Genomic DNA, 24941 nt, shown 5'->3' on the forward strand with positions numbered 1-24941 from the left:
CGGGGCCGCTCGCCCCGGCCCGCGCTGCGTACGGTAAAGGGGTGCAAGTGACACACACATGGCTCAGCTGGTGGACTCGCCATGATCGGGTCAGGGACGCGTTCCCGGCTGCGCTGCTGGTGGCAATCGCCGTGGTGGCGAACGCGGCGGGCAAAGACGGCTGGCACCTCCCCCGCGCCGAAGGAGTCGGCTGGACGGTCCTGGCCTGCGCGCCCCTGGTCGTACGCAGCCGCTGGCCCCTGGCGGTCGTCGTCGTCACGCTCGGTATCGACCTGGCTCACATGGCCAACGCGCCGGGATACTGGCTGGCCCCGGCGGCAAGCCTGGTCGCCCTGTACACCTTCGCGACCCACACTGACCGTCGCTCTGCCTGGGCCGTGGGGCTCACCGCGACTATCGCCATCACCACCACCTACGCGATGGCCACCTCGCAGCCGGCCTTCTCCGCACAAGCTCTCGCACGACTCGACCTGGCGATCGCGGCCACCGCCCTCGGAGACGCCGTCGGCAGGCGCCGCATCCGCCTCGCCCGGGTCGTGGCCCGCGCCGAAGACGCCGAACGCACCCGGGAGGAGGAAGCCCGCCGCCGGGTCACCGAGGAGCGCATCCGCATCGCCCGCGACCTGCACGATGTCGTCGCCCACCACATCACTCTGGTCAACGCCCAGGCCGGGGTGGCCCAACACCTCATGCGCACTGACCCGGACACGGCGTACCAGGCCCTCGCACACATCAAGGAGAACAGCAGTAACGCACTCGACGAACTGCGCGCCATGGTCGGCCTGCTCCGCGAGTCGGACGACGCCCCCGAACCCCGTCACCCCCTTCCGAGCCTCAGCGGCCTCGACGACCTGGTCGACTCCTTCCGCACCAGTGGCCTACCCGTGGAAGTTGTACGCAGTGGCGAGCCGGAATGGGTGGCGCCCACCACGGATCTGACGGCCTACCGCATCATCCAGGAGGCACTCACCAACGCCCACAAGCATGCGGCGGCCACGCACGTCCAAGTGGCGCTGGACTACCGACCGGAGAGCCTGCGGATCACGGTGACGGACGACGGCCGCCCCGGCACGGCAAACGGCGCCGGCACGGGTCACGGCCTGATTGGTATGCGCGAGCGCGCCGCCGCGATCGGCGGCAAAGTCACCGCCCGGCCTCGGCCGGAAGGCGGCTTCCACGTGTTCGCTGAACTCCCCGTCACCCTTTCCTCGAAAGGTTCCTGATGACCATTCGTGTCCTGCTCGCCGACGACCAGGCACTGCTGCGTGGCACCTTCCGGCTGCTCATCGACGCCCAGCCGGACATGGAGGTCGTCGCGGAGGCCTCCAACGGTCGCGAGGCGGTCGAGTTGGCCCGCAGTGAGCAGGCGGAGGTCGTGTTGATGGACATCCGAATGCCCGAGGTCGACGGCCTCGAAGCCACCCGGCTGATCGGCCAGGACGAGGACCTGGCCGGAGTGAAGGTGCTGGTGCTCACCACGTTCGAAGTGGACGAGTTCGTCGCCGAAGCGCTGCGCGCCGGAGCGAGCGGGTTTCTGGGCAAGGGCGTCGAGCCCGCACAACTCCTCGACGCCGTCCGGCTGGTCGCGAAGGGGGAGGCTCTGTTGTCTCCCGCCGCGACAAGAAGCCTGATCTCCCGTTTCCTCGCGCAGCCTGCACCGCACGGTCCCACCGATCCGGACCGGCTGGCCACCCTGACCCCCCGGGAGCGCGAGGTGATGACTCTGGTGGCGACGGGCCTTTCCAACCAGGACATCGCCGAGCGACTCTTCGTCACGCCGGTGACGGTCAAGACCCACCTGAACCGGGCCATGGCCAAACTCAGCGCCCGGGACCGCGCCCAACTCGTGGTGATCGCCTACGAGACCGGCATGGTCCGCCCCGGCTCCACACAGCAGACCGGGGAACCGCGGGTCCGTCGAACGGACTAGCTTCGGGTGAAGCCCGTCTGGTAGGCGCCGACTACCAGTTGAGTCCGGTCACGCGCCCCTACCTCGGCCATGAGCCGCTTGCCATGTGCCTTGGCCGTGTACGTCGACAGGTAGAGCCGTTTCGCAATGTCGTCGTTGGCGAGGCCGGTGGCGAACACACCCAGAACTTGGTACCCACGTTCGGTAAGGCGGGCCATGCCGGTTGGAGCCGGGCGCAGCGCGGACTCGGGACTGGTCAGCTCGGGCGGAAACGCTGTTCAACAGGCTCAACTGACGGCTGGCCCACACGACTCGAGTTACGCCGCTGGCCAGACACACCCGAACGCTCGGAGGCCGACGCGTCAGGATGCGTTGGAGACTCTGTTCTCCGTGACGAGGCCTCCCGTCAGGCCAGCAGCGACCAAGGCAGCGGCAGCCGCGACGACCCGGCCGTTCGCGGCGGTCTCAGCCACTGTGACCCGGATTCCCTCCCCCGCGAAGGGCCGAACGAGCAGGCCCTGTTCCTCGAAGAGTTCCGCCCCGGCAAGCGCGTCAGCACCCAGCGGGAACCAGACGAAATTCGCCTGAGTTTCGGGGAGCGCCCAGGCCTGATCAACGAGAGCCTTGGTGACACGGTCGCGCTCAGCCACAAGTGCGTCGACACGTTCGGCGAGTTCGGCCTCCGCACGTAGTGAGGCAACGGCTGCCGCCTGGGCGAGGGAGGTGACGGCGAACGGCAGCGCCACCTTGCGCTGCGCCGCTGCCAGGGCGGCCGGGGCGATGGCGTAACCGACGCGTAGTCCGGCCAGGCCGTACGCCTTCGAGAAGGTGTGGGCGAGTGCCACGTTGGGGCGGCGACGGAAGACGTCTATTCCCTGCACGGTGTCGGGGCGCCGGTTGAAGTGTGCGTACGCCTCGTCGATGAGCACAGTCACGTCGCTGGGCACCCGTTCGAGGAAAGCGTCGAGTTCCGCCCGACCGACCGTCGTACCGGTGGGGTTGTTCGGATTGCAGACGATGATGAGTCGAGTGCGCTCGGTGATGGCCGCGGCCATGGCGTCAAAGTCGTGCTCGTGCCGCTCGTTGAGGGGCACCCGGACGGGTACGGCCCCGGCGGCAACCGTGAGTAGCGGGTACGCCTCGAAGGACCGCCAGGGGAAGACGACTTCGTCTCCATGTCCGGCTGTGGCGCGGATGATCTGGGAGATGACCTCGGATGAACCGCTGCCGAGCACGACATTGGCCGCCTTCACCCCGTATCGCTCGCACAGTCCCGTGACGAGTTCGCGTGCGGCCGTCTCCGGATAGCGGTTGACTGATTCGGCCTGAATGGCGATGGCGGCCAGGACGGACGGGAGCGGTGCGTACGGGTTCTCGTTCGAGGAGAGCTTGAAAGGGCCCGGCCCCGAGCTGGGAGAGGCCGTCTTGCCCGGCTTGTAGTCCGGGATGCCGGCGAGATCAGCACGCAGACGCAGGTTCGACATGGGTTCGCTTCCTGTTGAGTGGCGAGACAACATCCGAATTGACTATAACCATTTAAGTCATTCATGTGAATGTGATCTGGCGTGCCGAGGAGGCCGACGCGAAAGCACAGCTGTACGACAGGCTCGACCCTGCGAGTGGGGGCGTTGCGCTGGAAGGATGGAGTCGAAGCAGGCCCAGGACGGATCGATGCCGCGATGGGAGCCCGGCGCGCACCCGCAGCAAGTCTGATCGGGCAGTGGCCTGGAACGGCGGTACTCGCACAGCCCGGCCCCTGCGGACGACAGGCCCTGGCAGGTCGCCGACCTCAAGGGGGCTGCGCGCTGTGGCGGGTTCCGCTGGATTCACGAGAGGAAGCCGCCTGGCGACACCCGCAGCGCCGCCAGGCGGGTCAACGCCCTCCCCTTCGGACCCGCATGCTGGAGGTGACCTGCGAGTACACCAAACACGGTGTCAGCTCCGTACAACTCCGAGGGCTGGGCACCGGTCGGCGCCTCGGCGGGTCACAGAGACCGCCTTCCCCAACCTGCGTGAGATGGCCAGCCCTCAGCTCACCGCCGTGCAGACCTATATGACCCGATGGGTCGTCCCGCTCGACGACACCAGCTTCAAGAACTTCACTGTCGCCCGGGACGCGGACCTCAGTTTCCTCGGCGATCCGCACTCCAGTGTGGGCATACCGACTTCCGGGGGTACTGGGACTGCTGGAGCAGCCCTGCCCCTTCCTGCCGGTGCAGTTTGCCAAACCGCCCGCGGTCCGGGCCTTTCCCTCGGCGTCGACCTTGCGCCTGGTTGGATGAGCCCTTCACCGATGTGTCGGGCTTGCCGGGAGGTGACGCGGCCGGTGTAGTGATCCGGGTCGGGCCGGGGATCCGTATCCGCCCGAGGGTCAGCGGTCGAGACTGCCGTGACGCTCCACGGCCGTCCGTACCCTGGCCTGATCGCCCGAACGGATCGCCGCGACGAGGTCACGGTGCTTCTCCAGTCGCTGCTCGGAGTCGGCGACGAAACCTGGCACCGGTAGCCGCGGGGCCGAGTCGCCGTCAGCGGCGAGTTCACCGTCGATGTAGTCGACCAGATTGAGGTAGAAGGCGCGCAGCACGGCGTTGGGCGAGATCTCGGCGATCCTGCGGTGCAGCCTCCAGTTGGCATGCAGGCCGTTCACCGGGTCGTGCCACACCTCGGCCAGCCGGTTCATGAGGTCGTCCAGATCGCGCAGGTCCTGGTCGGTACGGTGGACCGCGGCGTCGCTGACGACGGCCTCGTCCAGCGCAGCGAGTACGGCGATCATCTCGTTGACCGTGGAACCACGCTGCCTCAGCTCCATCACGCTGTGGGCGAGCCGCAGCAATGGCGAGCGCTCAGTGACGAAGAGGCCGCCTCCCGGACCGGGACGCGCCTCGACGACCCCGCGTCCGCGCAGGACGCGTAGCGCCTCACCCAGAGTGGCGGGGGCAATGCCGAACTGCTCGCACAGTTCCTGCTTGGTACCGAACCGGTAGCCGGCAGGCAGCCCCTGGCGCGTGATCGTCTCCTCGATCTGCTCCACCACGGAGTCCACGATGGATCCCGTGTTGCGCGCCCGGTTGAACGTCACCACAGAGCCGTTCCCCGCTGAGCCGGCCTCCCTGGATGCTCCCGTGCCGCTGGACGACGCTGCCATCAAACTCCCCTGTCCCGACGCCATCGTGGCCCCGAGATCCGATTCTACGGTCCGGGTTCACGGTTGACGCGAATCGACCATTCGATAGTATCGAATATAATGAATCCATCTGACAGAGCCACGCCTGAGAGGACTGTGACGTGATGGCAACGCCCACTGGCGGAGATCTACTGGCCGAGTCCCTGGCGGCCCAGGGCGTCTCGCGCGTCTTCGGAATACCCGGGGTCCAGCTCGACCCGGCGGCGGACGCTCTCTACAAGCGCGCCGACCGGATCGACTTCATCTGCGCGCGCAATGAGCAGGCCACGACCTACATGGCCGACGGGTACGCCCGCAGCACCGGTGAGGTCGGGGTCGCCATGGTCGTGCCGGGGCCGGGGGTCCTCAACGCGCTGTCCGGCGTAGCGACGGCTTACTCCGCGAACTCGCCCGTGCTCCTGCTTGCCGGGCAGATCGACTCCGCCCTCATCGGTAAGGGGTTTGGCGCGCTGCACGAGATCCCCGACCAGACCGGGATTCTGGAGCGCCTCACCAAATGGACGGGCATCGCCCGCAGCCCGGAACAGGTGCCGGTCCTGGTGGCCGAGGCTTTCCGGCAACTGCGCAGCGGACGCCCGCGCCCGGTCGCGCTCGAAGTACCGCCGGACGTGCTGGCAGCCACCGCCGACGCGCCCATCCCCGGCCGGGTCGCTCCCTCCCCTGTGGAGCCCGACGCGCGGGCGGTCACGGAGGCCGCCGCCACGCTGCGCGGCGCCCGTCATCCGCTGATCATCGTCGGCGGCGGGGGCATCGCCTCCGGCGCCACCGCCGCTCTGGTACGGCTCGCCGAGGCGCTGGAGGCACCTGTACTGGTCAGCGAGAACGGCCGGGGGGCCATCGACGCCCGCCACCGGTTGGCCTTCGACGCGCTGGCGCTGCGGGCCTTCCGCGCCGAGGCGGACGTGGTGCTCGCCGTGGGCACCCGCTTCATGACCGCCTTCGGCACCCAGGTGGACACCGGGGGCGCCAAGGTGGTCCTGCTCAACGCCGAGGAGGCCGACCTGCACGGCCCCCGGGTCGCCGACACCCGTCTGCACGCCGACGCCGCCCTCGGCCTTGCCGCCCTCGCCGACGAGATCGGCTCCACCGCCCCGGACTCCCGGGAGGGAGAGTTCGCCGCCGTCCGGGCCTGGCTCGACGAACAGTTCGCCGACATCGCCCCGCAGCGCGAATACCTCGGCGCGATCCGGCAGGCCCTCCCGGAGAACGGCGTGCTGGTCAGCGAATTCACCCAGGTCGGCTACGCCGCAGGGGCCTGCTACCCGGCGTACGGGCCCCGCACCTACATCGGTCCCGGCTACCAGGGCACCCTCGGCTACGGCTTCGCGACCGCGCTCGGCGTCAAAGCGGCCGACCCGGATCGCGCGGTGGTGTCGATCAACGGCGACGGCGGCTTCTCCTGGACCCTTCAGGAGCTGTCCACCGCCCGGAAGTACGACCTGGGTCTGGTCACCGTTGTCTTCCACGACGGCTTCTACGGCAATGTCCGCCGGATCCAGAAGAACCGTTACGGCGCCCGCTACTTCGCCACCGACCTCGTCAACCCCGACTACGCGAAGCTCGCGTCGGCCTTCGGCATCTCCTCCGCCCGTGCCGTCAACCCCAAGGAACTCCAGGGCGCCCTCACCGACGCAGTGTCGGCCGGCGAACCGGTGTTGATCGACGTACCCGTCGGCGAGTTCCCGTCGCCCTGGCACCTGATCCATGAGGGGATACCCCGTCCAGCGCCCCTCGCCCCCGACGCCCACCTGATCACGGAGACCTCATGACGGCCGTCCCCACCCTCATCGGTCACTACATCGGCGGCGCCTGGACCGAACCGGGCATGGAGCGAATCGACGCCCCGTGACCGGCACAACCCATCTTCTTCAGCAGTCCCGGCTACACCAAACCGAGGAGAATTCCATGACGCGGCCGGACCCGCACTCGTATCTCACCGACGACCAGCCGCGCATCCGGCACATCGACTGGACGGCAGCAGTCGACTTCGACCACAGCCACCTGGACTGCGTCGTCCAGGTGATGTTCGACCGGCCAGGCCCGGCAGCCGTCAGCCTGGACACCCGTGCGCTGGACATCCAGGCAGTGCGCACCTCTGCGGGTGAACCGGTCGCGTTCGAGATCGGCCCACACGACAAGGTGCTGGGCGAGCCTCTGTCGTTCACGCTGCCCGACGGGCTGGACAAGGTGTCGATCACCTACGCCACCTCAGCCGAATCGACCGCGCTGCAGTGGGTCACCCCTGAGCAGACCTCCGGCGGTACTCACCACTTCCTCTACAGCCAGTGCCAGACCATCCACGCCCGCTCGATGATTCCGCTGCACGACAGCATGTCGGTGCGCCTGACCTACACCGCGCACATCACCGTCCCTGAGGGGTACACCGCGCTGATGTCAGCCGACTCGCTGGGCGACACCCCCGGCCTGCCCGGAACCCGTACCTTCGAGTTCTCCGCCGCCAAGCCGATGCCCCCGTACCTAGTCGTGCTGCTCGCCGGCCACATCGAATCCGCTGAGATCGGGCCGCGCAGCCGGATCTGGGCCGAGCCCGCTGAGCTTGACGCCGCTGCGTGGGAGTTCGTCGGGGTCGAAGAATTCGTACGGGCAGGCGAGGAGGTGTACGGCCCCTACCCGTGGAGCCGTGCCGACCTGGTCGTGATGCCGCCCAGCTACCCCTACGGCGGCATGGAGAACCCGCAGCTCACCTACCTCACTCCCACCGTCATCACCGGCGACCGCTCCCTGGTGGACACCCTCAGCCACGAGATCGCCCACCACTGGGCCGGTGACATGGTGACCGCCACCTCCATGGAGCACTTCTGGCTCAACGAGGGCTTCGCCAGCTGGGGCGAACGCCGTATGTCGGAGGCGGTGCACGGGCGCGAGGTCGCTGAGATGCACGCCGCCGTGGTGCGGACCCTCCTCGACGAGGACCTGGCCTACTTCGCGGACCGGCCCGAACACACCAGGCTCCGCCGTGAGATGACCGGCGTGGACCCCGACGCCACCTCCTCCTGGGTTTCCCACGAGAAGGGCTACCTCGTCGTGCGGGCGATGGAGGAGTTCGTGGGCCGGGAACGGTTCGACGCCTTCGTCCTGAAGTACTTCAAGGACTTCGCGTTCTCCTCCCTCACCACTGAGGAGTTCGTCGACTACGCCCGGCGGGAACTCACCAACGACTTCGACTACCAAGAGTGGCTGTACGCCCCCGGCCTGCCCGACTCCGCCCCCCGGGCCCATGCCATCCTCCTGGAGGAAGTCGCCAGGACCGGACAGGAACTGCCCGACGAGGAGACGTCGGCGCACTGGCGGGCCGAACAGTGGCACTACTACGTCGCCCAGCTCAAAACCCCGCAGGACCCCGCCTTCCTCGCCCGCCTGGACGAGCACTACGGCTTCACCACCCACCGCAACCTCGACATCCGCCAGCTCTGGATCCTCGTCGGGCTGCGCAGCGACTACGCGCCCGCCGTCGATGCGGCGTTCGACATGGTCGCCCGCATCGGCCGGATGCGCTTCATCAAACCGCTCTACGACGAACTCGTGGACAACCCGGTTACCCGGCAGCGGGCCATCGACGCCTACGCCGTCAACCGGCCGCGCTACCACTCCATCGCCGCCAGCGTCGTCGACTCACGGCTCGTGAAGCTCGGCATCGACCCCGAAAACCTGCCCGTCAGTACCCCGGCACCCACTTCCGGCCAGTGAAAACGGAAAGAGCCGCATCGTGTTCGAACTGCTGAAGGGCTCACCGAACTGCCCGGTCCCGTAGGACACGAACACCATGTCGCCGACCACCTCGACAAGAGGTGGACCGCTGCCGGCGCCCGAGTCCGGCGCACCCCGGTCGGCAACGTCATCGCCGAACTGGGGGGCAGCGGGCCCCGGCTGCTGCTCCAGGCCCGCATGGACGAGATGAGCCTGACTGGCTTCGTAGGTGACGGTTGACTCCGCTTGTAGGTCAGTTCTGACTCCACCTGGTGCGTGGGGAACGCGATTTTGTAGGTGAGAAATGACTCCACCTGGCAGGCCCCGCCGCAACGGGCTGAGCCGGTGCAGGGCCAGGAGTTCGAGGGCGTTATTGTTCGGGCCGCGTGGGAACACGGGTTGGACGATCACTTTGGTTCTGCGGCCTGGGAGAACCTATGCGGGCGAAGTCGGGCACGGGCGAGTTGATCGCCTTTGTGGGGGCTCGTTTGGCAGAGACCGCAGAGCAGGCCGAGTTGTTCCACGAGCTGGCCTGCGCTGTCGTCGCCTTGCGAGAGGCGGGACCGCGCACTGCCGTGCTCGAAGGCTGTGCCTGTCCCGTCCCGAGAGAGATGCTTGACCGGGCTCTGGCGCTCCGGGCGGAGTTGGACGACTGCGAACGGCGGATCCGCTGCCAGGACCCGCGGGATCCCAAGTGGCCGCTGGACCCTGTCTTCGCCGAACAGACTCTCCGCGTCCTTGCGCTGCCCTTCGAACTGCACCACCAGTGGCGGGACTCGTGGCTTCCCGGATGACATCAACGTATCTCAGGCCGGCTGGAAGGGTGCTGAGTACCCCCGTAGGACGGCGCCGTCTTCTTCAGTGCCTGTCCTTATCCCCCCGGTAGAACGCCTGGCGGTTCCTGCCTTGAGGCAAGTGACAAAGTCACGGTCCGTTTTGGCTGCCCGAGAAACACGACGGCATGGCACGTGATCAACGAACCTTGCGCCGTGGCAATCTGCGGCCAGCAGGACGACTTGGAGCCGGAGGTACACCGCTCGTGGCGGCGAACATCAACCCCACCGTCAGGAGACGCAGTCTGGGGGCAGAGCTCCGCGGGCTCCGCCTGGCCAGTGGGCTGAAGAGCACCGAAGTGGCCGAGCGGCTGATGGTCTCCCAGCCGAAGATCAGTCACCTGGAGAACGGCAACCGCGCCATCAGCGCCCGCGATGTGCGTGACCTGTGCGCGATCTACGGAGTGACCGACCAGCAGGTCATCGCCTCCCTGATGCAGATGGCCAAGGAATCCGGACAGCAGGGCTGGTGGCACGCCTACGGCGACGTCCCCCAGAGCGTCTACATCGCCCTGGAGACGGAAGCTGCCTCCCTCCACGCCTACGAGTCCATGGTGATCCCCGGGCTGTTGCAGACTCCCGCCTACGCCCACGCCGTCATCGGGGAAACGATCCCTCTCCTCACTGCCGAACAGGCCGGCATGCGCCTGAAAGTGCGGTTGCGCCGGCAGCACCGGATCTACGATCCGGCCCGTCCGCTGTGCCTGCGGGTGGTCCTGGACGAATCGGCATTGCGCCGCGTCGTCGGCAGTCCTGACGTCATGCGTGAGCAGTTGGAGCACCTGAACGCACTTGGCACCGAGCCGCACATCACGGTGCAGGTTCTCCCGCACACCGTGGGCGCTCATCCGGGGCTGTCAGGACAGTTCTCCGTCCTGGAGTTGGCCGAGAACCCCGACGCAGTGGTGTATCTGGAACGGTTCAGCAGCGATCTCTACCTGGAGAAGCCGTCCGACGTGCAGCACTACGGCGTGATGTTCAACCACCTCCAGGCCCTGGCCCTCAGCCCCGACACCAGCCGTGACTTCATCACCGACGTCACCAAGATGTACATCGACACGGTGAGCCGCCTCTGAGTGCGGTTTGCGAAGTTCTGGGCGTCGCACTGACGGTCTCGCCGTGGTGATGGGAGGATTGAGCCAGGCCCGAGGACCCAGGTGAGACCTCTGGGCGGGGTTGCTGACTGCCAACGCCAGAACGATCAGTCGCGTTGGGTCTCGCGGAAGGTCGGCTGTCCGCTTCTGCGAGAACTTCGGCGGGGCGGTGGGTCTGCGGCACGAACGCCTGCGGAGGACCGCGGCCCTCCTCCACCCGGATCTCCGGACGGCGTCCGGAGATGCAGGCGCGGACCATCGAATACGTCACGCCCCGGGCGTCGTGCTCGTCGATCAGCCGGTCGAAGACCCGCTTGACGGTATGCCGCTGCTTGCGCGGCGCGTCCAGGTCCTCTCGCAGGATCTCATCGATCGTCGCCTTGAACGCGTCCAGACGCGAGATCCGGGGCGGAAGCTGCTTGCGCGGCGCCGGCCACACCGACTCCAACGCCAGCGCCACCGTCCTGCGGCCCACCCCGTACTTGGCCGACAAAGCCCTGCTGGACAGCTCTTCGGCCCGAGCGTCATGGCGTATCGCCGCGTACAACTCGACCTTCGAAAAGGGCACTTGAGCCATCCAGCGCCAGCCGATGCACCCCGATACTCGCACCACAAGCCCCCAAGTGGAGTCAGATCTCACCGACATCAACTGTCCGCCGACAGCACTGGAGTCAGAACTGACCTACTACTGGCCTCAACTCTCACCTACAAAGCCACCTGACGGTCCGCGCCATCAGCAAGGACGGTTTCCCATGGCTGTCCTCCTCCCACCGGGGCGGCGATCTGGGCATCCTGCCCGAGGCCCTGAACCTGCCCGCCGAGGTGTTGACCCGCAACGGCCCCGTGGCCGGCATCTTCGCCCGCCCCACCGGACACCTGCGCGGACATGCCGATACCGATCCCTCCTGGGACGGTGTGCACCTCGACCTGGGGCTGCCGGACCGGGCCGCCGTCCTCGCCGCCGGAGTCCACGTCGGCTGTCCGGTGCTCTACCGGGCCGAAACCCGCCGGGTGGGTCGTCATATCGCCGGGAAGGCGTTCGACGACCGGATAGGCCTGGCCCTGATGACCTCTCTGGCCGAGCGGGTGGACCCGACCGCCCTGCGGTACAGCCCGGTGTTCGCCGCGACCGTGCAAGAGGAGTCCGGCGCCGTCGGCGCCTCCTCGCTCCGGGCCGACCTCGGCGGCCTCGACGCGGCCATCGCCCTGGAGGTCGGCCCGGCCAGCGACACCCCGGGATCACCCCTCGGCTCCCACAGCGTCCGGCTGGGCGGCGGCCCCTGCCTGGTACACGAGGACGCCGCCGCGCACTACGACGTACCGCTCACCGACCGTCTCGCCAGCCTCGCTGACGAGCACGGCATCCCCTTCCAGCACGCCGTCTTCACCAATTTCGGCACGGATGGTGCCCACCTGATCGCCCAGGGCGTACCGACCGCGCTCTTGGCCGTACTCACCCGCCACACACAGCTCCTACGAGATGGTGACCGAGGACGACGTACGGGCGGCCCTACGTCTCTTGGAGGCATACCTGACCGAGCCACCGGCCTGACCGCATCGGGCCTGGCCATCTGCAACGCCGCACACCCACCCCGATGGGCCCATCTCTCCGGGCACATTGGAGCGCTCCTGATGCCCCACCCTCTCGGCATCGCACCCTCGAAGATCATCGCCGCCCATCTCAACTTCCCCTGCTCGGCCGGCGAACGCGGCTGGAGCTGTCCACCGCGCTCTTCGAGTACCTGGAAATCCTCCCCACAAGTCCCGGGATCTCCTGGCGCCGACCGCCCTCACCCGATCCTGTTTCCAAGCCGTGATCATCGGCTCGATCAACGCCCACTGCTCGTCCGCCAAGTCGCTCGGATACGGTCTTCGCTCCATGACTCGCGGCGTACGAGGAGGCCGCGTGGCGCGACCGCGGGAGGGCCGCACCACGCGGCTGGGGCGGGTCGATGGATCAGCTGTGTGCGGACGGGGTCGGTGCGGCGGGCTGGGGGTTCTTCTTCGGTCCGCGGGCGATTCCGGCGGCGAATGCGGCGAAGGGGATGACGCCGAGCACGATGCTGACGCCCATACTGCCGCCGGTGACGAGGGTGAAGTTGGAGAAGACGAGCCAGAGGCTGGCCAGCAGACCCAGCACGGCGAGTACCGGCGCGATCCGAGTCTGCCAGGGCCTGCCCTCGGCGATGTGCGGGTTGCGGGCGAAGAAGACCACCACAGCGACGGAGGTGGTGAGCATGAGCAGGACCATGCCGACTGTGGAGACCCCGGCCATCGAGCCGAACACGCCGACCAGCGGGTCCAGGCCGATCAGGGCGCAGGCACCGACCAGGACCAGCGCGGTTGTGGTCTGGACGATGGAGGAGAAGGACGGCGAGTGGTGGCGCGGGTGGACGGCCCCGAGCCGGGCGGGCACCAGGCCCTTGCGGGCGAGGGTGAAGGTGTAGCGCGCGATGACGTTGTGGAAGGACAGCACGCAGGCGAAGAGACTGCTGAGCAGCAGCACCTGCATGATGTCGCGCAGTGTGGTGCCGACGTATTGCTGGCCGATGTCCATGAGCATGTTGCCCTCGCCGGTGAGGGTTTTGTCGGCGACGGCGGACGCGTCGTCGGTGCCTGCGGCCAGGACCAGGGCCCAGCAGGAGACGGTGTAGAAGGCGCCGATGATGAGAACGGCCAGGTAAGTGGCCCGTGGAATGGTCTTTTCCGGGGTGCGGGCCTCGTCGCGGAAGACGGCCGTCGCCTCGAAGCCGATGAAGCCGGTGAGGGCGAACAAGACGGCTACGCCCAGCGGGCCGGAGAGTGCCGCATGAGGGGTGAAGGACTCGACGTTGATGCCGTGCGCGCCGCCCTTGGCGAAGATCACCGCGTCCAGGACGACCACCACGGCGATCTCGAGTACGAGCGCCACGCCGAGCACCTTGGAGCTGAGGTCGATGTGGCGGTAGCCGAGGAAAGCCACGATCCCGAGTGCCACGAGTGCCCACAGCCACCAAGGGGTGGGCGGGCCTCCGAAGTACTGGATCACGTTGTCCACGGCCCATCCCATGTAGCCGTAGACGGCGACCTGGATCGCCGTGTAGGCGACCAGCGCGACCGCAGCGGTTCCCACTCCGATGCGGTCCCCCAGGCCGCGGGTGGCGTAGGCGTAGAAGGCGCCGGCCTCGGGAACGTGCGGCGTCATGGTGACGAATCCGACGGCGAAGACCAGCAGGACCAGTGAGGCGATCGCGAAGCCGACGGGGGCGCCGGCGCCCGGTCCGCTGGCGATGGCGAGCGGGACGTTGCCGCCGATCACCGTGAGGGGCGCGGCGGCGGCGATCACCATGAACACGATGGCGCCGGTCCCGAGCTTCCCCTGGAGGTTCGCGGGTGCCTGGGGTCTGACGGATTCTTCCGTGGAGAGATCATTCAGCATGTGCGGTCCTCTGTGAGCGGTGCAGTCGAGGTCGGGGCGGGGGCCTGGAGCTCCGGCCGACGGTCGGCCAGGTAGGGGTTGGTCTTGCGGGCTTCCCGGACCGCGGCCGGATCCACGGTCGCGAAGATCAGCTGGTTGCCGTGCTCGACGCTGTCGAGGACGTCCGCCGACGGGCCGACGATGGAGCTGCGGCCGACATAGCGCAGCGAGCCCTCGTCCCCGTCGTGGTTGATGTAGGCGATGTAGACCTGGTTCTCCCAGGCGCGGACCCTCAGCAGGTGCTCTGCGATGAACTCATACGGCTGCATCTGCGCGGTGGGCACGGCGATGAGATCGGCGCCCGCCACCGCGGCGGCGCGCACGTTCTCGGGGAACTCCACGTCGTAGCAGATCAGCATTGCGATCCGCGCTCCGGCGTAGTCGACGACAGGGCTCGATCGGTCGCCGGGGGTGAAGTATCTGCGGTCGAGTTCGCCGAAGAGGTGAGTTTTGCGGTGGCGGCCGAGCACTGCTCCGGCCGGGTCGATGAAGAAGGCGCTGTTGTAGTAGGCGCCGCAGTCGTACTCCGGCGCACCGAGGACAAGAGCGATGGCATGGTGCCGGGCGATCTGCTGTGCCGGCGACAGGAGGTCGGTGTGGGCCAGGTCCTGGACGGTGTCGCCGATGTCGTAGCCGGTGAGGAACAGCTCGGTGGTGACCAGCAGGTCGGCGCCCTCGGCACGGGCCTGGCGGCATGCCGCGTCCAGTTCTCGGAGGTTGGCTTCGACGTCGCCGGGTGTCCCGGCGGTCTGCAGGCCAGCGATCTTCATCAGGGATGCCTTCAGATCGAACATCGGGGGAGGGCGGCGCGAGTCATAGAAACATGCTCACTTTGATCAGGTAAAGGTCTGCGTGTATCGATTCCGTAAATCGGCCGACGTCCCGGCCCTTCATGACCTGCGCCGGGATGGTGCATACCCTGGCTGGATGGCAATCCATGACGACATCGGCGTACCAAGCCCCTTGACCAGCAGTGCCCTTGCGGCCATCCGCCGCACCAGCGCGGTCGACACGGTCCGGGCGCGGATCTCCCTGGCGGTCGATCTGGGTCTGCTGGTGCCCGGCGAGCGACTGCCGAACGTCCAGGCCGCGGCGGCTGCGCTGGGTGTCGGCGAGATCACCGTCCGGCGAGCCTTCACTGCGCTGGAGCGCGAGGGAGTCGTCGAGCGCAGGCCCGGCCGCTCCGGGGGCACCTTCGTCGCCGCCCAGCCCCGCCGCCACACCGTGGCCGAGGTCGCCTCGTACCAGCAGGACAGCGAGCGGGTGCACCGGCTGATCGACGAACGCATCGTGCTGGAGGTTGGCTTCGCTTTCCTGGCCGCGGACCGCCTCGGTCAGGAGGGGCTCGACGGACTGGACCGCTGCATCGAGGAGATGGACGAGGCGGAGAGCTGGGCCGAGTTCCACGCAGCCGATAAGCGGTTCCACGTGGGCATCGCCCACGAGGCCGGGCTGCCCTCCACTCTGGTGATGTACGAGCGGGTGGCCAAGGAGCTGTATCTCTACTTCCTGCCGTACCCGATGAGCTATCTGTGCAGCAGCAACGAAGAGCACAAGCGCATACGGGCGGCGCTCGCCATGCACGACGGCGCCTTGGCGGCCCGCCTCGTCAAGGAGCACATCACGGAGCTGCACCGGACGATGTACGTCGGATTCGCACATTCCGCAGACCAGGACAACGGCAGCTAACGCACCAGTTGGGACCCCTCCGATGAAACAGCCGTCCGTGCCGGTTCGCTCCAACTGCCTCCGGCCACCGCAACCCCGTAGGGACATGAGCCCCGGCGAGCCCTGCACGTGCCTGCGAATGAGCTGACGTCAGTGTGCCGGCGCCCAGCCACACGCAGACGGCCCACCGACACAGGCCGCTCCCCGACGCCTCGACGTGCGAGAGCGACGCCGGCTTGCGTGCCAGGTGCAACGCGGGCGCCGACACGACCTCGGTGTACGCGTTCGCCACCCGCGGGAACAACGGCATCCCGAACACCTCGTCACCGGGCCTGAACAGCCATGTCCCGGGCGCCTGTTCGACCACGCCGCTGATGTCCCGGCCGCGGACGAACGGCAGCGGTCCGACCAACGGGAACTCGCGGGCGCGCAGACACGATGAGCGGTTTCGGTGATCCCTTTCTCGCCGACTGTCCCGCGCGTCTGACGGTTAAGCTCATCGCCGACAAGTCGACGGTGGTCGCGCTCTACGGCCTCAGCAAGACCCCGCGCGACATGGGAAGTTGATCGAGCTGATCGGCGACGTCTCCCGCAAGATACTCACCCAGACGCTCCGCCGGCTGGAGTCCCACGGACTCGTCCGCCGCCACGCCTACGCCAAGGTGCCGCCCTGCGTCGAGTACGAACTCACCCCGCTCGGCGCGACACTGATCGATCCGATCCACATGCTGACCGAGTGGGCGAGGGCGAACGGCAACGCCGTGCTCGACGCCGATACCCAGCCGGCCGCGTACAGCGGCTGAAAGGCGCTGAGGATCGTCTCGGCCGCCCCTCGGTATCGGCCCGGCCGCGCTCAGCCTGCAGGCTCTCGACGCGTGGGACGATCTGCCGCATAAGGGTGGCGGTCCCGATCATGACCACGAGCGTCTCACCGGTCACACCCGAGGTGCGGTACACGAGGTCAAGCGCGTGGTTCATACGGCGGACCCGGCATCCCGCCGAAGTCGGACCAGACCGATGATCTACGCCATGGTCACCAGCCGCCGACCAGCACGAGTACCCGACTGGCCATTCACGCCAGGCCCCGTGACCTGCAGCTTCACGATGCACAGCCGATGGAGAGAATGTGCCACATCGGGCTCTGTCCCATAAATCGGCGGTAGCACTGAGTGGTGCCGACAGTCAGGGGCAACGTGCTAGATGCAGTCGACGCAGTAGCCCGACGTCCCGGACACGCTGGGGCGTGTCCGGGACGTCTTGCCGCGGTGGCCGCTTTCTTACACCGCGGCGATGCCCTCCATGCCGGAGGCGGCGAAGGCGGGCAGGCCTGTGACCGTCGTGATCTTCGTGAGGGCGCCGGTGCGTTCGACACGGAAGCCGTCGACGGTGCCGGAGGTCGCGTTCTGGACGTAGACGAACTTGTCGGCGGCGACGGCGAGGTCGATGACGCCCTGGGACATTCCGGACGGCGCGGCGGCGATGCCGGCGTCGTTGGTCAGGGCGAGTCGGCCGTGCGCGTCCTGGCGGTAGCCGCTGACGGTGGAGTTGCCGGTGTTGCCGCCGTAGAAGAAGTCACCGGCCCGCTCCAGCCAGCACAGGACCATCTGTCCGTTCGGCAGGGACGCCTGTACGGTCTTCAACTCGCCGTCGTGGCGCACCTTGTAGGTGGTGACGGTGGACTTGGCGGCCTCGGCGACCAGCATGCGGCCGGACTTGTCGAAGGCGATGGCGAACGGCACCATGCCCGCCGACTTGTTCACGGCCGGCTTGTCCGCCGGGAGGCCGTCCTTCCCCACGGGGAAGACCTCGATGGTGTTCGCCGACTTGGTGGTGACGACCAGGTCCCGGCCGTCCGGCGTGAACGCGACCTGGCCCGGCGAACTGCTGAACAGCGGCACCTTCTCGTTCTTCAGCGCCAGACTGCGGTTCGAACCGCTCAGCGGTTTCAGCCCCTTGGAGGTGATCCGGAAGCCCTGCACGCTGCCCGCGCCGCCCGCGTTCATGACGTAGGCGAGATCCCCCGAGACCGTGACGGCGGACGGGAAGTCGCCTCCCGTGGACACTGTTTGACGGTCCGTCAGTTTCTGGCCGTGCACGGCGAAGGACGTCAAGGTGCCGCTACCCGCGTTGACCGCCAGCAGGCGGCCGGAACGGTGGTCGTAGACGAGCGACCCCTGCGAGGCGAGCGAGTCGGTCGGCGCGTCGGTCTGGTCCCCGCCCTTGCCGCCGGTCGCGTACTTTCCCGCAGCGGTCAACTTCCCGTCGTCGCCCCGGCGGAAGACGCGGATGGTGTTCCCGGCCAGTTCGTTGCCCTGGACGAAGACGGCGTGGTCGGCCTTCGAGGCGGCGCGAGGGGTGGGTGAAACCTGCGCCGCGGAGGCTCCGTTGACCATAACCACGGCCGCTGCGACGGCCACCGCGCCACCACCAGTGACAGCGATCCATTTCCGCGGCTTCAACCTGCGCTTGTTGTGCCTACTCACTTACGCCTCCTCCGATCCGGGGTCTTGCGTGACCAGAGTTGGCGAAGTGAAGAAGGTTGTGAAGGCTGACGCGGCCCACGTCAGAGTCTCGTAAGACCCAACACGGCTCCACGGACGCAGAGTTGACGGGCTTCCCGCCCGCCCCTGTCAGCTGTCACGTCGGGTGAATCGGGACGCGCGATTGCGGGGCAGTCGCGGGAAATCCACGAGGCGTCCGACAGCACCGCCGCCAACGACCTGCGGTATGTCGACCCGGGCTCCAACCTGCGGTCCAAGGGTACCGACGGCTTCTCACCGATCAGCTCCTGGCCGTTGGATGCTCGGCGCGCGGACCCGGTGAACTGCAGCTGCGTACGCGGTTCAACGGGCAGTTAGGCCAGGACGCCGCCGGGCCCGACACGAGGTGCCCGCCCTCTCGGCGGGCGGGCTGTTCCGGTCCGCCCGCGCCGCATAAGAAGCAGGCCGGGACATCCCGGTGCGTCATGGGGGGGACGGCGAAGGCCGCCTGGTTGTTGACGACGGAGCTACAGTCAGGCTCCGAGTGCGTCGATGAGGGCCTTCGTGACGTCGTCGGTGGAGGCGGTGCCGCCGACGTCGCGGGTGAGGATGCCGGCGCCCGTGGTCGCCTCGATCGCCTTGTGCAGGCGGGCCGCCTGGTCGGGAAGCCCGAGGTGTTCGAGCATCAGGGCGGCGCTGCCGACCGCGCCGATCGGGTTGGCCAGGCCCTGCCCGGCGATGTCCGGGGCGGAGCCGTGGACGGGCTCGAACATGCTGGGGAAACGGCGCTCGGGGTTGAGGTTGGCGCTGGCGGCCAGGCCGAGACTGCCGGCGAGGGCGCTGCCGAGGTCGGAGAGGATGTCGGCGTTGAGGTTGGAGGCGACGACGACGGACAGGTCCTCGGGGCGCAGGACGAATTTCGCGGACATCGCGTCGACCAGGACGCTCTCCGTCTCCACGTCAGGGTAGTCGGCGGCGACGCGCTTGAAGACGTCGTCCCAGAGGACCATGCCGTACTGCTGCGCGTTGCTCTTGGTGACAGAGGAGACTTTGCGGCGGGTACGGGTCCGAGCGAGGTCGAAAGCGAAGCGCATGATGCGCTCGCAGCCCACCTCCGTGAACAGGGCCGACTGGACGGCGACTTCACCGCCGTGCCCGCGACCGGAGAAGTTGCGGCCGCCCAGGCCGGCGTACTCGCCCTCGCTGTTCTCGCGGACGACGATCCAGTCCAGCTCGGTGTCGTCCGCCTTGCGCAGCGGGCTCTGGACGCCGGGCAGGAAGTGCACCGGGCGGACATTGGCCCACTGGTCGAAGCTCTGACAGATCTTCAGCCGCAGTCCCCACAGGCTGATGTGGTCCGGGACGGTGGGCCAGCCGACCGCGCCGAAGTAGATGGCGTCGAAGTGCTTGAGCCGTTCCAGCCCGTCGTCGTCCATCATTTTGCCGGTCTGCTCGTAGTAGCGGCAGCCCCAGGGGAACTCCTCCCACTCGAAGGCGAACGCCCCGTGGGAGTCGGTGGCCAGTGCGTCGAGGACGGCGCGGCCGGCGGCCACGACCTCGGCGCCGACGCCATCGGCGGGGATGGCGGCGATACGGAAGATGCGGGTAGCGGTCACAAGGAGCCTCCGGTGATCCAGATCGATGTCTTCGAGTCAACCCAATGGACCGTGGTCTCGTCCAAGACCCGCTTCCGATACGGCCCATAGGCGCACCCGATCGGTCCGGCGGCTACAGCATCGGCGTCGTGGGGTTCTTCCGCCGGGCGTAGGAGCGGGTCAGCTCCAGGAAGGCGCAGGCGCCCGGAGTGAGGTGGGCGGACAGGCTGATCATGGCGACATGGAGATGCGCGGTGGGCTCGATCGACGCCACAGCGGCACCGCAACGGCGTGCCAGCCTGGTCCAGGAGGCGGGCAGGACGGCGATGCCGACCCCGGTCAGCACGAGGGGAAGGATGGAGGTGCGATGGTCGACCACCGTGACGATGTCGGTTCCCTCGGTGTGCGCGGTGATGTCGTCGACGATGCTGCGCATCAGGCTGCCGCGGCGGGAGGCGATCAGCTTGCGCCCGCCGAGGTCTTCCGGGCGTACGGTCGCACCGTCCTGGATGTCCCCGCCCGGACCGGCTACCACGACGAACGGCTGCTCCTCCACCGGCAGGACGTCGAGACCGGTGAGTGCCACCGGTTTGGCGGCTCCGAGGAGCCCCAACTCGCAGGCGCCGCTCCGGACGAGTTCCGTCACCTCCTCGGGTGTGAAAGCGGCCCGGCTGCTGACCGTGACGGACGGGTTCAGTTCGGCGAAGCGGTGGATCAGGCTGGTCAGCGGTTCGATCCCCGGCGACGGCATGGCCGCCACCTCCACGGTCCCACCGTGCAGACCGGACAGGGCCGCAGCCCTGTCCCGCACTGCCGCCAGATCGCGCAGCACACGCCGGCTCGGTTCGAGGAGTTCCGCTCCGGCCTCGCTGAGCACCACCCCACGGCCCATACGGTGGAACAGGGAGACGCCCAGATCGGCTTCCAGGTTCGCCATCGCCTGTGACAACGAGGGCTGCGCGACGTGGAGCGCGGCGGCGGCCTTGCTGAATCCGCCGTGCTCCACGATGGCGAGGAAGTACTCAAGCTGCCGGGCATCCATCGCGCCTCCCACCGCCACGCACCACATGCCGAAGGTGGACCCTATCGGTTGACCGACACCGCCCCCGTGTCCTCGGCCGGCTGCGCAGTCGATGCGCCGGTGCCGGTCGCGGAGCGTTCGGCACCGGCAGACGGTTCATCGCCCCGGGAGGTGGGCTCATCAACCCCGTCGGCGGGCACCCCTGCCCCGGCTGCGGGGGACTTCTTCCCCTCCGCAGCAGAATCCTTCTCCGGCGCGAGCGACTCTTCCCGGATCTCGCCGGACAGCACCTGGCGGGCTCGCATCAGGTCGAGGCCGTTCTCCCAGCGGGCGACGAACAGGGTGGCCACTGCGTTGCCGTAGAAGTTGACCAGGGCCCGGCACTCCGACATGAACTTGTCGATGCCGAAGACGAGCATGATGCCGGCGGCGGGAACGTGGCCGACGGTCGACAGGGTCGCGGTCAAGGCGATGAAGCCGCCGCCGGCGACTCCGGCCGCACCTTTGGACGTCAGCAGCATCACCGCGAGCAGGCTGAGTTGCTGGCCGACGGAGAGCGAGGTGTCGGTGGCCTGCGCGATGTAAAGGGTGGCCAGGGAGAGGTAGATCGCGGCCCCGTCGAGGTTGAAGCTGTAGCCGGTCGGCACCACCAGGCGGACCGTGGGCTTCTCCACGCCCATGAACTCCAACTTGCGCATCAGGCCCGGCAGGGCCGGCTCGGCGGTGGAGGTGCCCAGGATCAGGAAGAACTCCTCCTTGAAGTAGCGGAAGAGCTGGAAGATGTTCAGCCGCACGTACGCCGCCAGCACCGACCCGAGCCCGACCACGACGAACAGGAGGGAAGTGACGTAGAAGAGAAGGATCAGCGAGCCGAGACTGGTCAGCGTCGACAGGCCGAACTTCCCGATGGCGTAGGACATCGCCCCGAAGGCTCCCAGCGGAGCCACTTTCATGACGAACGACAGCACCCTGAACACGACCGTGGTCAGGCGGTTGACACTTGCGATGATCGGCTCGCCGACCTTGCCCACCGACTTCAGCGCGATCCCGAAGATGACCGCGAGGAAGATCACCTGCAGGATGTTCCCCTCGATGAACGCACCGAAGAAACTGTTCGGCACGATGCCGGTGAGGAACTCCCACCAATGCTGGTGCTCGCCCGTCGCGATGTACTGACCGGCGTCCCCCGACACTTCCAGCCGGGAGGGGACGGCGTGCACGCCGTCGCCGAGCCGGAAGACGTTGATGGCGACGAGCCCCGTGGCGAGGGCAACGATCGTGCCCAGCTGGAAGTAGGTCAATGCCTTGATGCCGGTGCGGCCGACCTTCTTCAGGTCCGCGACACCGGCGACGCCCCCGATGATGGTGAGGAAGACGATCGGCCCTATGAGCATCTTCATCGTCGCGATGAACGTCGTGCCGATCGGCTCCATCGACATGGCCAGATCCGGCCACTGCCAGCCGAGGACGATCCCGATGACGATCGCGACCAGCACCTGCACATACAACTGCCGGTACCAGGGCTTCTTCCTCACCACTGCGTCGCCTGCGGCTTCATTCGGGGCATGCGTCATTGCAACCTCCATCCAGGCACGGGTGGGCCCGCCTGCGCACTCCTCCGGACAGGAGCCACGCACCCCTTATGGGATGCCGTCCGTCCGTTGCCGGCTTCGAGGACCCGCGTACGACACCGGGTCCCGACCGGCCATCGCACCATCTACCGGCACAGTGAAGCCGGTCACAGACAAGGAGGTCCACGACCAAAAATCGATGCCCCGTATAGGCAGTGCCTATACGGAACGCTGCTTGATCGGGATGGCCACCCGGTGAGATCGCCGCCCTTGCGGAGCGGATCGTGACGGGGTGGTCAGGTCCGCGCAGATCGAGTGTCACCTCGGCCGGTACCGGTGCCGGCCGCTGGACAGAGCGTCGTCATCTCGCATCAGCGATCGAGCCTTGGCCCAAGGCGCATGGCACGTACTCGAATACTTGTGGGTCGCGGCCTGGTTCTTCTTCGCCCCTTGTGAGCCGGAGGCCGAAGGACAGGTCGGTGAACTCCCTCATCACCTGCTTGAAGGAGAGGCGGACAAAGTCGCCGGTCTGCTCGAACAACGGGCAGACGGTACGGAGTTGACCGGGCCCGCTCGACGGGCGCCCCGGTCTCCCGCCCGCCCAACTGGCCACCGCCAGTGTGTTGTATAAAACCGCGTTTCCTGCTCACTGCTGGATAGAAGGCCGCTGGGTTATCCAATGGCGGCTACATGGGCAGCGGTTCGCCAGGCGAGGGCCATGATGGTCAGGACGGGGTTGGCGCCGCCGTTGGTGACGTGAAGGCTGGCATCGGCGACGTAGATGCGATCGGTACCCCAGACTTTGCCGTGCGGGTCGGTGGCACCGTGGCCGGGCGAGTCGGACATGCGGGCGGTGCCGGACTGATGCTGGCCACCCGACAACGCCCTGCCCCTGGCCCCGTCCGGCTGCCAGACGCGAGTGGCGCCTGAGGCACGCAGCCACTCCTGGGACTTTTCGGACAGGAAGGCGAAGGTGCGGAGGTCCTCGGGATGCTGAAGGCCTTCCAGCCGGGCAACGGGGAGTCCAAGGTCGTCGGTCACGGTGGAGGCGGTCCGGACGCGTGCGTCGCGCGTCGGAATCTCCTGGATCGGCGCCCAGACGTTGATGGTGCGCCGGTAGGTCTCGGCCGCGGCGTGGCGGGCGTCGGGGCCGGCCGGGTCGATGCCGGGGGGCAGACCCATCAGGTAGTGCAGGGCGGGGGTCTTGACGAAGTCGTGGCCGAGCAAGCCACCACCGACGATGCCGTCGTTGCCGTGGGAGAAATGCCGGGTGGCGGTGGAGGGTCCGGGGCCGAGACCGTCGTGGATGTCGGAGTCGAACAGGCCGAACGCCACAGCGTAGATGTGGCCCTGGAGGCAGTCGCCCACCCAGTCGTTGCCGAGCCCACTGAGCTGAAGCAGCCGGGCGGTCTCGATGGCTCCGCCGGCGAGCACGATCCGTCCCGCACGGATGACGCGCGAGGTGCCGCCGGCGGCGATCTCGACGTCGCCGTTGTCGGACACCCGGGTGGCCTGCGCTTCGGTGATCAGGTGGGTGCCGAGGTCGAGGGCGCGGGGCAGGACTGTGCTGTGGGTGCCGTTGCGGGCATCGACGGGGCAGGCGAAGCCGATGCACTGGCCGCAACGGACGCAGGCCTCCCGGCCGCCTCGGGGTTCGGTGTTCAGCAGTAGCGGCACGGGGCCGGTCGGCCAGCCGAGCGCTCGGGCTCCGGCTTCGAGCACATTGGCTTCGGAGGTTGGCGGGAAAGGCGCCATCGGGTAGTCGCGCTTGCGGACCCCTTCGCCCAAGTGGGCGCGTCCGGCCACACCGACTTCCCATTCCACCTTCTCGTAGAACGGTTCCAAGTCGTCGTAGGAGATGGGCCAGTCGGCGAGCGCCGACCCCTCGGGGACGCCGTACAACGCGGCCATCCGGAAGTCGTCCGGGAGGAACCGCCATGCCTGCGCTCCGAAGAAGCGGGTGCCGCCGCCGACGGTGATCGCGTTGTGGTGGTAGCGGACGTCATCGGATTGCACAGCCGTTTCGCCGTCCTCGCCCAGCACGGCCCGAGGGTGCCCGGGCGGGGTGTCGAGGTCGCCACCGGAGAAGAACCGGTGGTTACGGACGTGGTCGATCGCCAGATCGCGGGCGCCGAACCACGAGCCGCGCTCGACCACCAGGACGGACGCTCCGCTCTCGGCCAGGACAAACGCGGCCACTGCGCCGCCTGCGCCGCTGCCGACGACGATCGCGTCGTAGTACTCGCGCAGGTCGCGCAGCACCCGTACGGGCGGGCGGGCTACCAGTGGTATCTCGACGGGCGGGCGGCCCGCGGGGTAGGGATCGAATCCGACCTCGGCCCAGGCCCCTGAGTCGGGGTCGGCGTAATAGTCGATCGGTGAACGGTCCATCGGGTCCGCCTTTCGTCAGGAGTGTGGTGC

19 protein-coding genes and 4 pseudogenes are annotated in these 24941 nt (G+C 68.0%); 9 read left to right on the forward strand and 14 right to left on the reverse strand.

What is annotated here, in order from left to right; all coding sequences use genetic code 11:
* The first annotated feature begins 47 nt into the window (after positions 1–47).
* Positions 48–1223 (forward strand): sensor histidine kinase, encoded by a 1176-nt coding sequence (locus tag OG504_RS03850; protein ID WP_405969153.1) that lies wholly within the window; start codon positions 48–50, stop codon positions 1221–1223.
* A complete protein-coding gene (locus tag OG504_RS03855; protein ID WP_405969154.1) occupies positions 1223–1930 on the forward strand; it encodes a response regulator in 708 nt (235 codons plus the stop codon). Before OG504_RS03850 ends, OG504_RS03855 begins: the two co-directional genes overlap by 1 nt.
* Here OG504_RS03855 and OG504_RS03860 read toward each other — a convergent pair.
* The 3 genes from OG504_RS03860 to OG504_RS03870 all read right to left on the reverse strand — a co-directional run bounded on the left by OG504_RS03860 (position 1927) and on the right by OG504_RS03870 (position 5054).
* Positions 1927–2127 carry a LuxR C-terminal-related transcriptional regulator gene (locus tag OG504_RS03860; protein WP_329348964.1) on the reverse strand — a complete coding sequence of 67 codons (201 nt, stop codon included), beginning with the start codon at positions 2125–2127 and terminating at the stop codon, positions 1927–1929. The genes OG504_RS03855 and OG504_RS03860 overlap by 4 nt on opposite strands.
* Before the next feature lie 144 nt (positions 2128–2271).
* Positions 2272–3393 (reverse strand): histidinol-phosphate transaminase, encoded by a 1122-nt coding sequence (gene hisC, locus OG504_RS03865; protein ID WP_405988408.1) that lies wholly within the window; start codon positions 3391–3393, stop codon positions 2272–2274.
* A gap of 887 nt (positions 3394–4280) precedes the next feature.
* Positions 4281–5054, reverse strand: coding sequence for a FadR/GntR family transcriptional regulator (locus tag OG504_RS03870; RefSeq protein WP_405988409.1), 774 nt, complete (start codon positions 5052–5054; stop codon positions 4281–4283).
* Positions 5055–5197: 143 nt separating this feature from the next.
* On the opposite strand from OG504_RS03870, the gene OG504_RS03875 reads away from it, so the two are divergent.
* The 4 genes from OG504_RS03875 (at position 5198) to OG504_RS03890 (ending at position 10710) form a co-directional block, all read left to right on the forward strand.
* Positions 5198–6862, forward strand: coding sequence for a thiamine pyrophosphate-dependent enzyme (locus tag OG504_RS03875; RefSeq protein WP_405988410.1), 1665 nt, complete (start codon positions 5198–5200; stop codon positions 6860–6862).
* Between the two features lie 136 nt (positions 6863–6998).
* Positions 6999–8801, forward strand: a complete 1803-nt coding sequence (locus tag OG504_RS03880; protein ID WP_405988411.1) for a M1 family metallopeptidase — start codon at positions 6999–7001, stop codon at positions 8799–8801.
* A gap of 488 nt (positions 8802–9289) precedes the next feature.
* On the forward strand, positions 9290–9595 hold the full coding sequence (locus tag OG504_RS03885; RefSeq protein WP_405988412.1) for a hypothetical protein: 306 nt from the start codon (positions 9290–9292) through the stop codon (positions 9593–9595).
* 245 nt (positions 9596–9840) lie between these two features.
* The gene (locus tag OG504_RS03890; RefSeq protein WP_329348970.1) at positions 9841–10710 is read left to right on the forward strand and encodes a helix-turn-helix transcriptional regulator; all 870 of its coding nucleotides are present in this window, start codon (positions 9841–9843) and stop codon (positions 10708–10710) included.
* On the opposite strand, the gene OG504_RS03895 is transcribed toward OG504_RS03890, so the two are convergent.
* Positions 10673–11296, reverse strand: coding sequence for a hypothetical protein (locus OG504_RS03895; protein ID WP_405988413.1), 624 nt, complete (start codon positions 11294–11296; stop codon positions 10673–10675). The two genes, OG504_RS03890 and OG504_RS03895, sit on opposite strands and share 38 nt — an antisense overlap.
* Before the next feature lie 275 nt (positions 11297–11571).
* Here OG504_RS03895 and OG504_RS03900 point away from each other — a divergent pair.
* Positions 11572–12132: pseudogene (locus tag OG504_RS03900) on the forward strand (hypothetical protein); the annotation flags it as partial.
* 387 nt (positions 12133–12519) lie between these two features.
* On the opposite strand, the pseudogene OG504_RS03905 reads toward OG504_RS03900, so the two are convergent.
* The 3 genes and pseudogenes from OG504_RS03905 to OG504_RS03915 form a co-directional block, all read right to left on the reverse strand.
* Positions 12520–12609 (reverse strand): annotated as a pseudogene (locus OG504_RS03905) (IS5/IS1182 family transposase); the annotation flags it as partial.
* Positions 12610–12685: 76 nt separating this feature from the next.
* Positions 12686–14146 carry an APC family permease gene (locus tag OG504_RS03910; protein ID WP_329348973.1) on the reverse strand — a complete coding sequence of 487 codons (1461 nt, stop codon included), beginning with the start codon at positions 14144–14146 and terminating at the stop codon, positions 12686–12688.
* Positions 14140–14955 (reverse strand): carbon-nitrogen hydrolase family protein, encoded by an 816-nt coding sequence (locus OG504_RS03915; RefSeq protein ID WP_329348974.1) that lies wholly within the window; start codon positions 14953–14955, stop codon positions 14140–14142. Before OG504_RS03915 ends, OG504_RS03910 begins: the two co-directional genes overlap by 7 nt.
* Before the next feature lie 157 nt (positions 14956–15112).
* Here OG504_RS03915 and OG504_RS03920 point away from each other — a divergent pair, with 157 nt between their 5' ends.
* Complete coding sequence (locus OG504_RS03920; RefSeq protein WP_405988414.1) at positions 15113–15874, forward strand: FadR/GntR family transcriptional regulator; 762 nt, start codon at positions 15113–15115, stop codon at positions 15872–15874.
* Between the two features lie 142 nt (positions 15875–16016).
* Here the strand turns inward: OG504_RS03920 and OG504_RS03925 are convergent.
* A pseudogene (locus OG504_RS03925) lies at positions 16017–16286 on the reverse strand (NADP-dependent oxidoreductase); the annotation flags it as partial.
* A gap of 5 nt (positions 16287–16291) precedes the next feature.
* On the opposite strand from OG504_RS03925, the pseudogene OG504_RS03930 reads away from it, so the two are divergent.
* Positions 16292–16656, forward strand: a pseudogene (locus OG504_RS03930) (winged helix-turn-helix transcriptional regulator).
* A gap of 474 nt (positions 16657–17130) precedes the next feature.
* Here OG504_RS03930 and OG504_RS03935 read toward each other — a convergent pair.
* The 6 genes from OG504_RS03935 to OG504_RS03960 all read right to left on the reverse strand — a co-directional run bounded on the left by OG504_RS03935 (position 17131) and on the right by OG504_RS03960 (position 24911).
* Entirely contained in the window at positions 17131–18270 is a 1140-nt protein-coding gene (locus OG504_RS03935) for a lactonase family protein (protein ID WP_405988415.1), read from the reverse strand.
* A gap of 596 nt (positions 18271–18866) precedes the next feature.
* A complete protein-coding gene (locus OG504_RS03940) occupies positions 18867–19949 on the reverse strand; it encodes a tartrate dehydrogenase (RefSeq protein ID WP_405988416.1) in 1083 nt (360 codons plus the stop codon).
* A gap of 112 nt (positions 19950–20061) precedes the next feature.
* Entirely contained in the window at positions 20062–20970 is a 909-nt protein-coding gene (locus OG504_RS03945) for a LysR family transcriptional regulator (protein ID WP_329348978.1), read from the reverse strand.
* Positions 20971–21011: 41 nt separating this feature from the next.
* Positions 21012–22523 carry a C4-dicarboxylate transporter DctA gene (gene dctA / locus OG504_RS03950; RefSeq protein WP_405988417.1) on the reverse strand — a complete coding sequence of 504 codons (1512 nt, stop codon included), beginning with the start codon at positions 22521–22523 and terminating at the stop codon, positions 21012–21014.
* A gap of 358 nt (positions 22524–22881) precedes the next feature.
* On the reverse strand, positions 22882–23061 hold the full coding sequence (locus OG504_RS03955; protein WP_329348980.1) for a hypothetical protein: 180 nt from the start codon (positions 23059–23061) through the stop codon (positions 22882–22884).
* Between the two features lie 131 nt (positions 23062–23192).
* A complete protein-coding gene (locus OG504_RS03960; RefSeq protein WP_405988418.1) occupies positions 23193–24911 on the reverse strand; it encodes a GMC oxidoreductase in 1719 nt (572 codons plus the stop codon).
* Between the last annotated feature and the right edge of the window lie 30 nt (positions 24912–24941).

Origin of the sequence: Streptomyces sp. NBC_00986 (assembly GCF_045162565.1) — a bacterium.
In the GTDB taxonomy this organism is placed as follows: Bacteria; Actinomycetota; Actinomycetes; order Streptomycetales; family Streptomycetaceae; genus Streptomyces.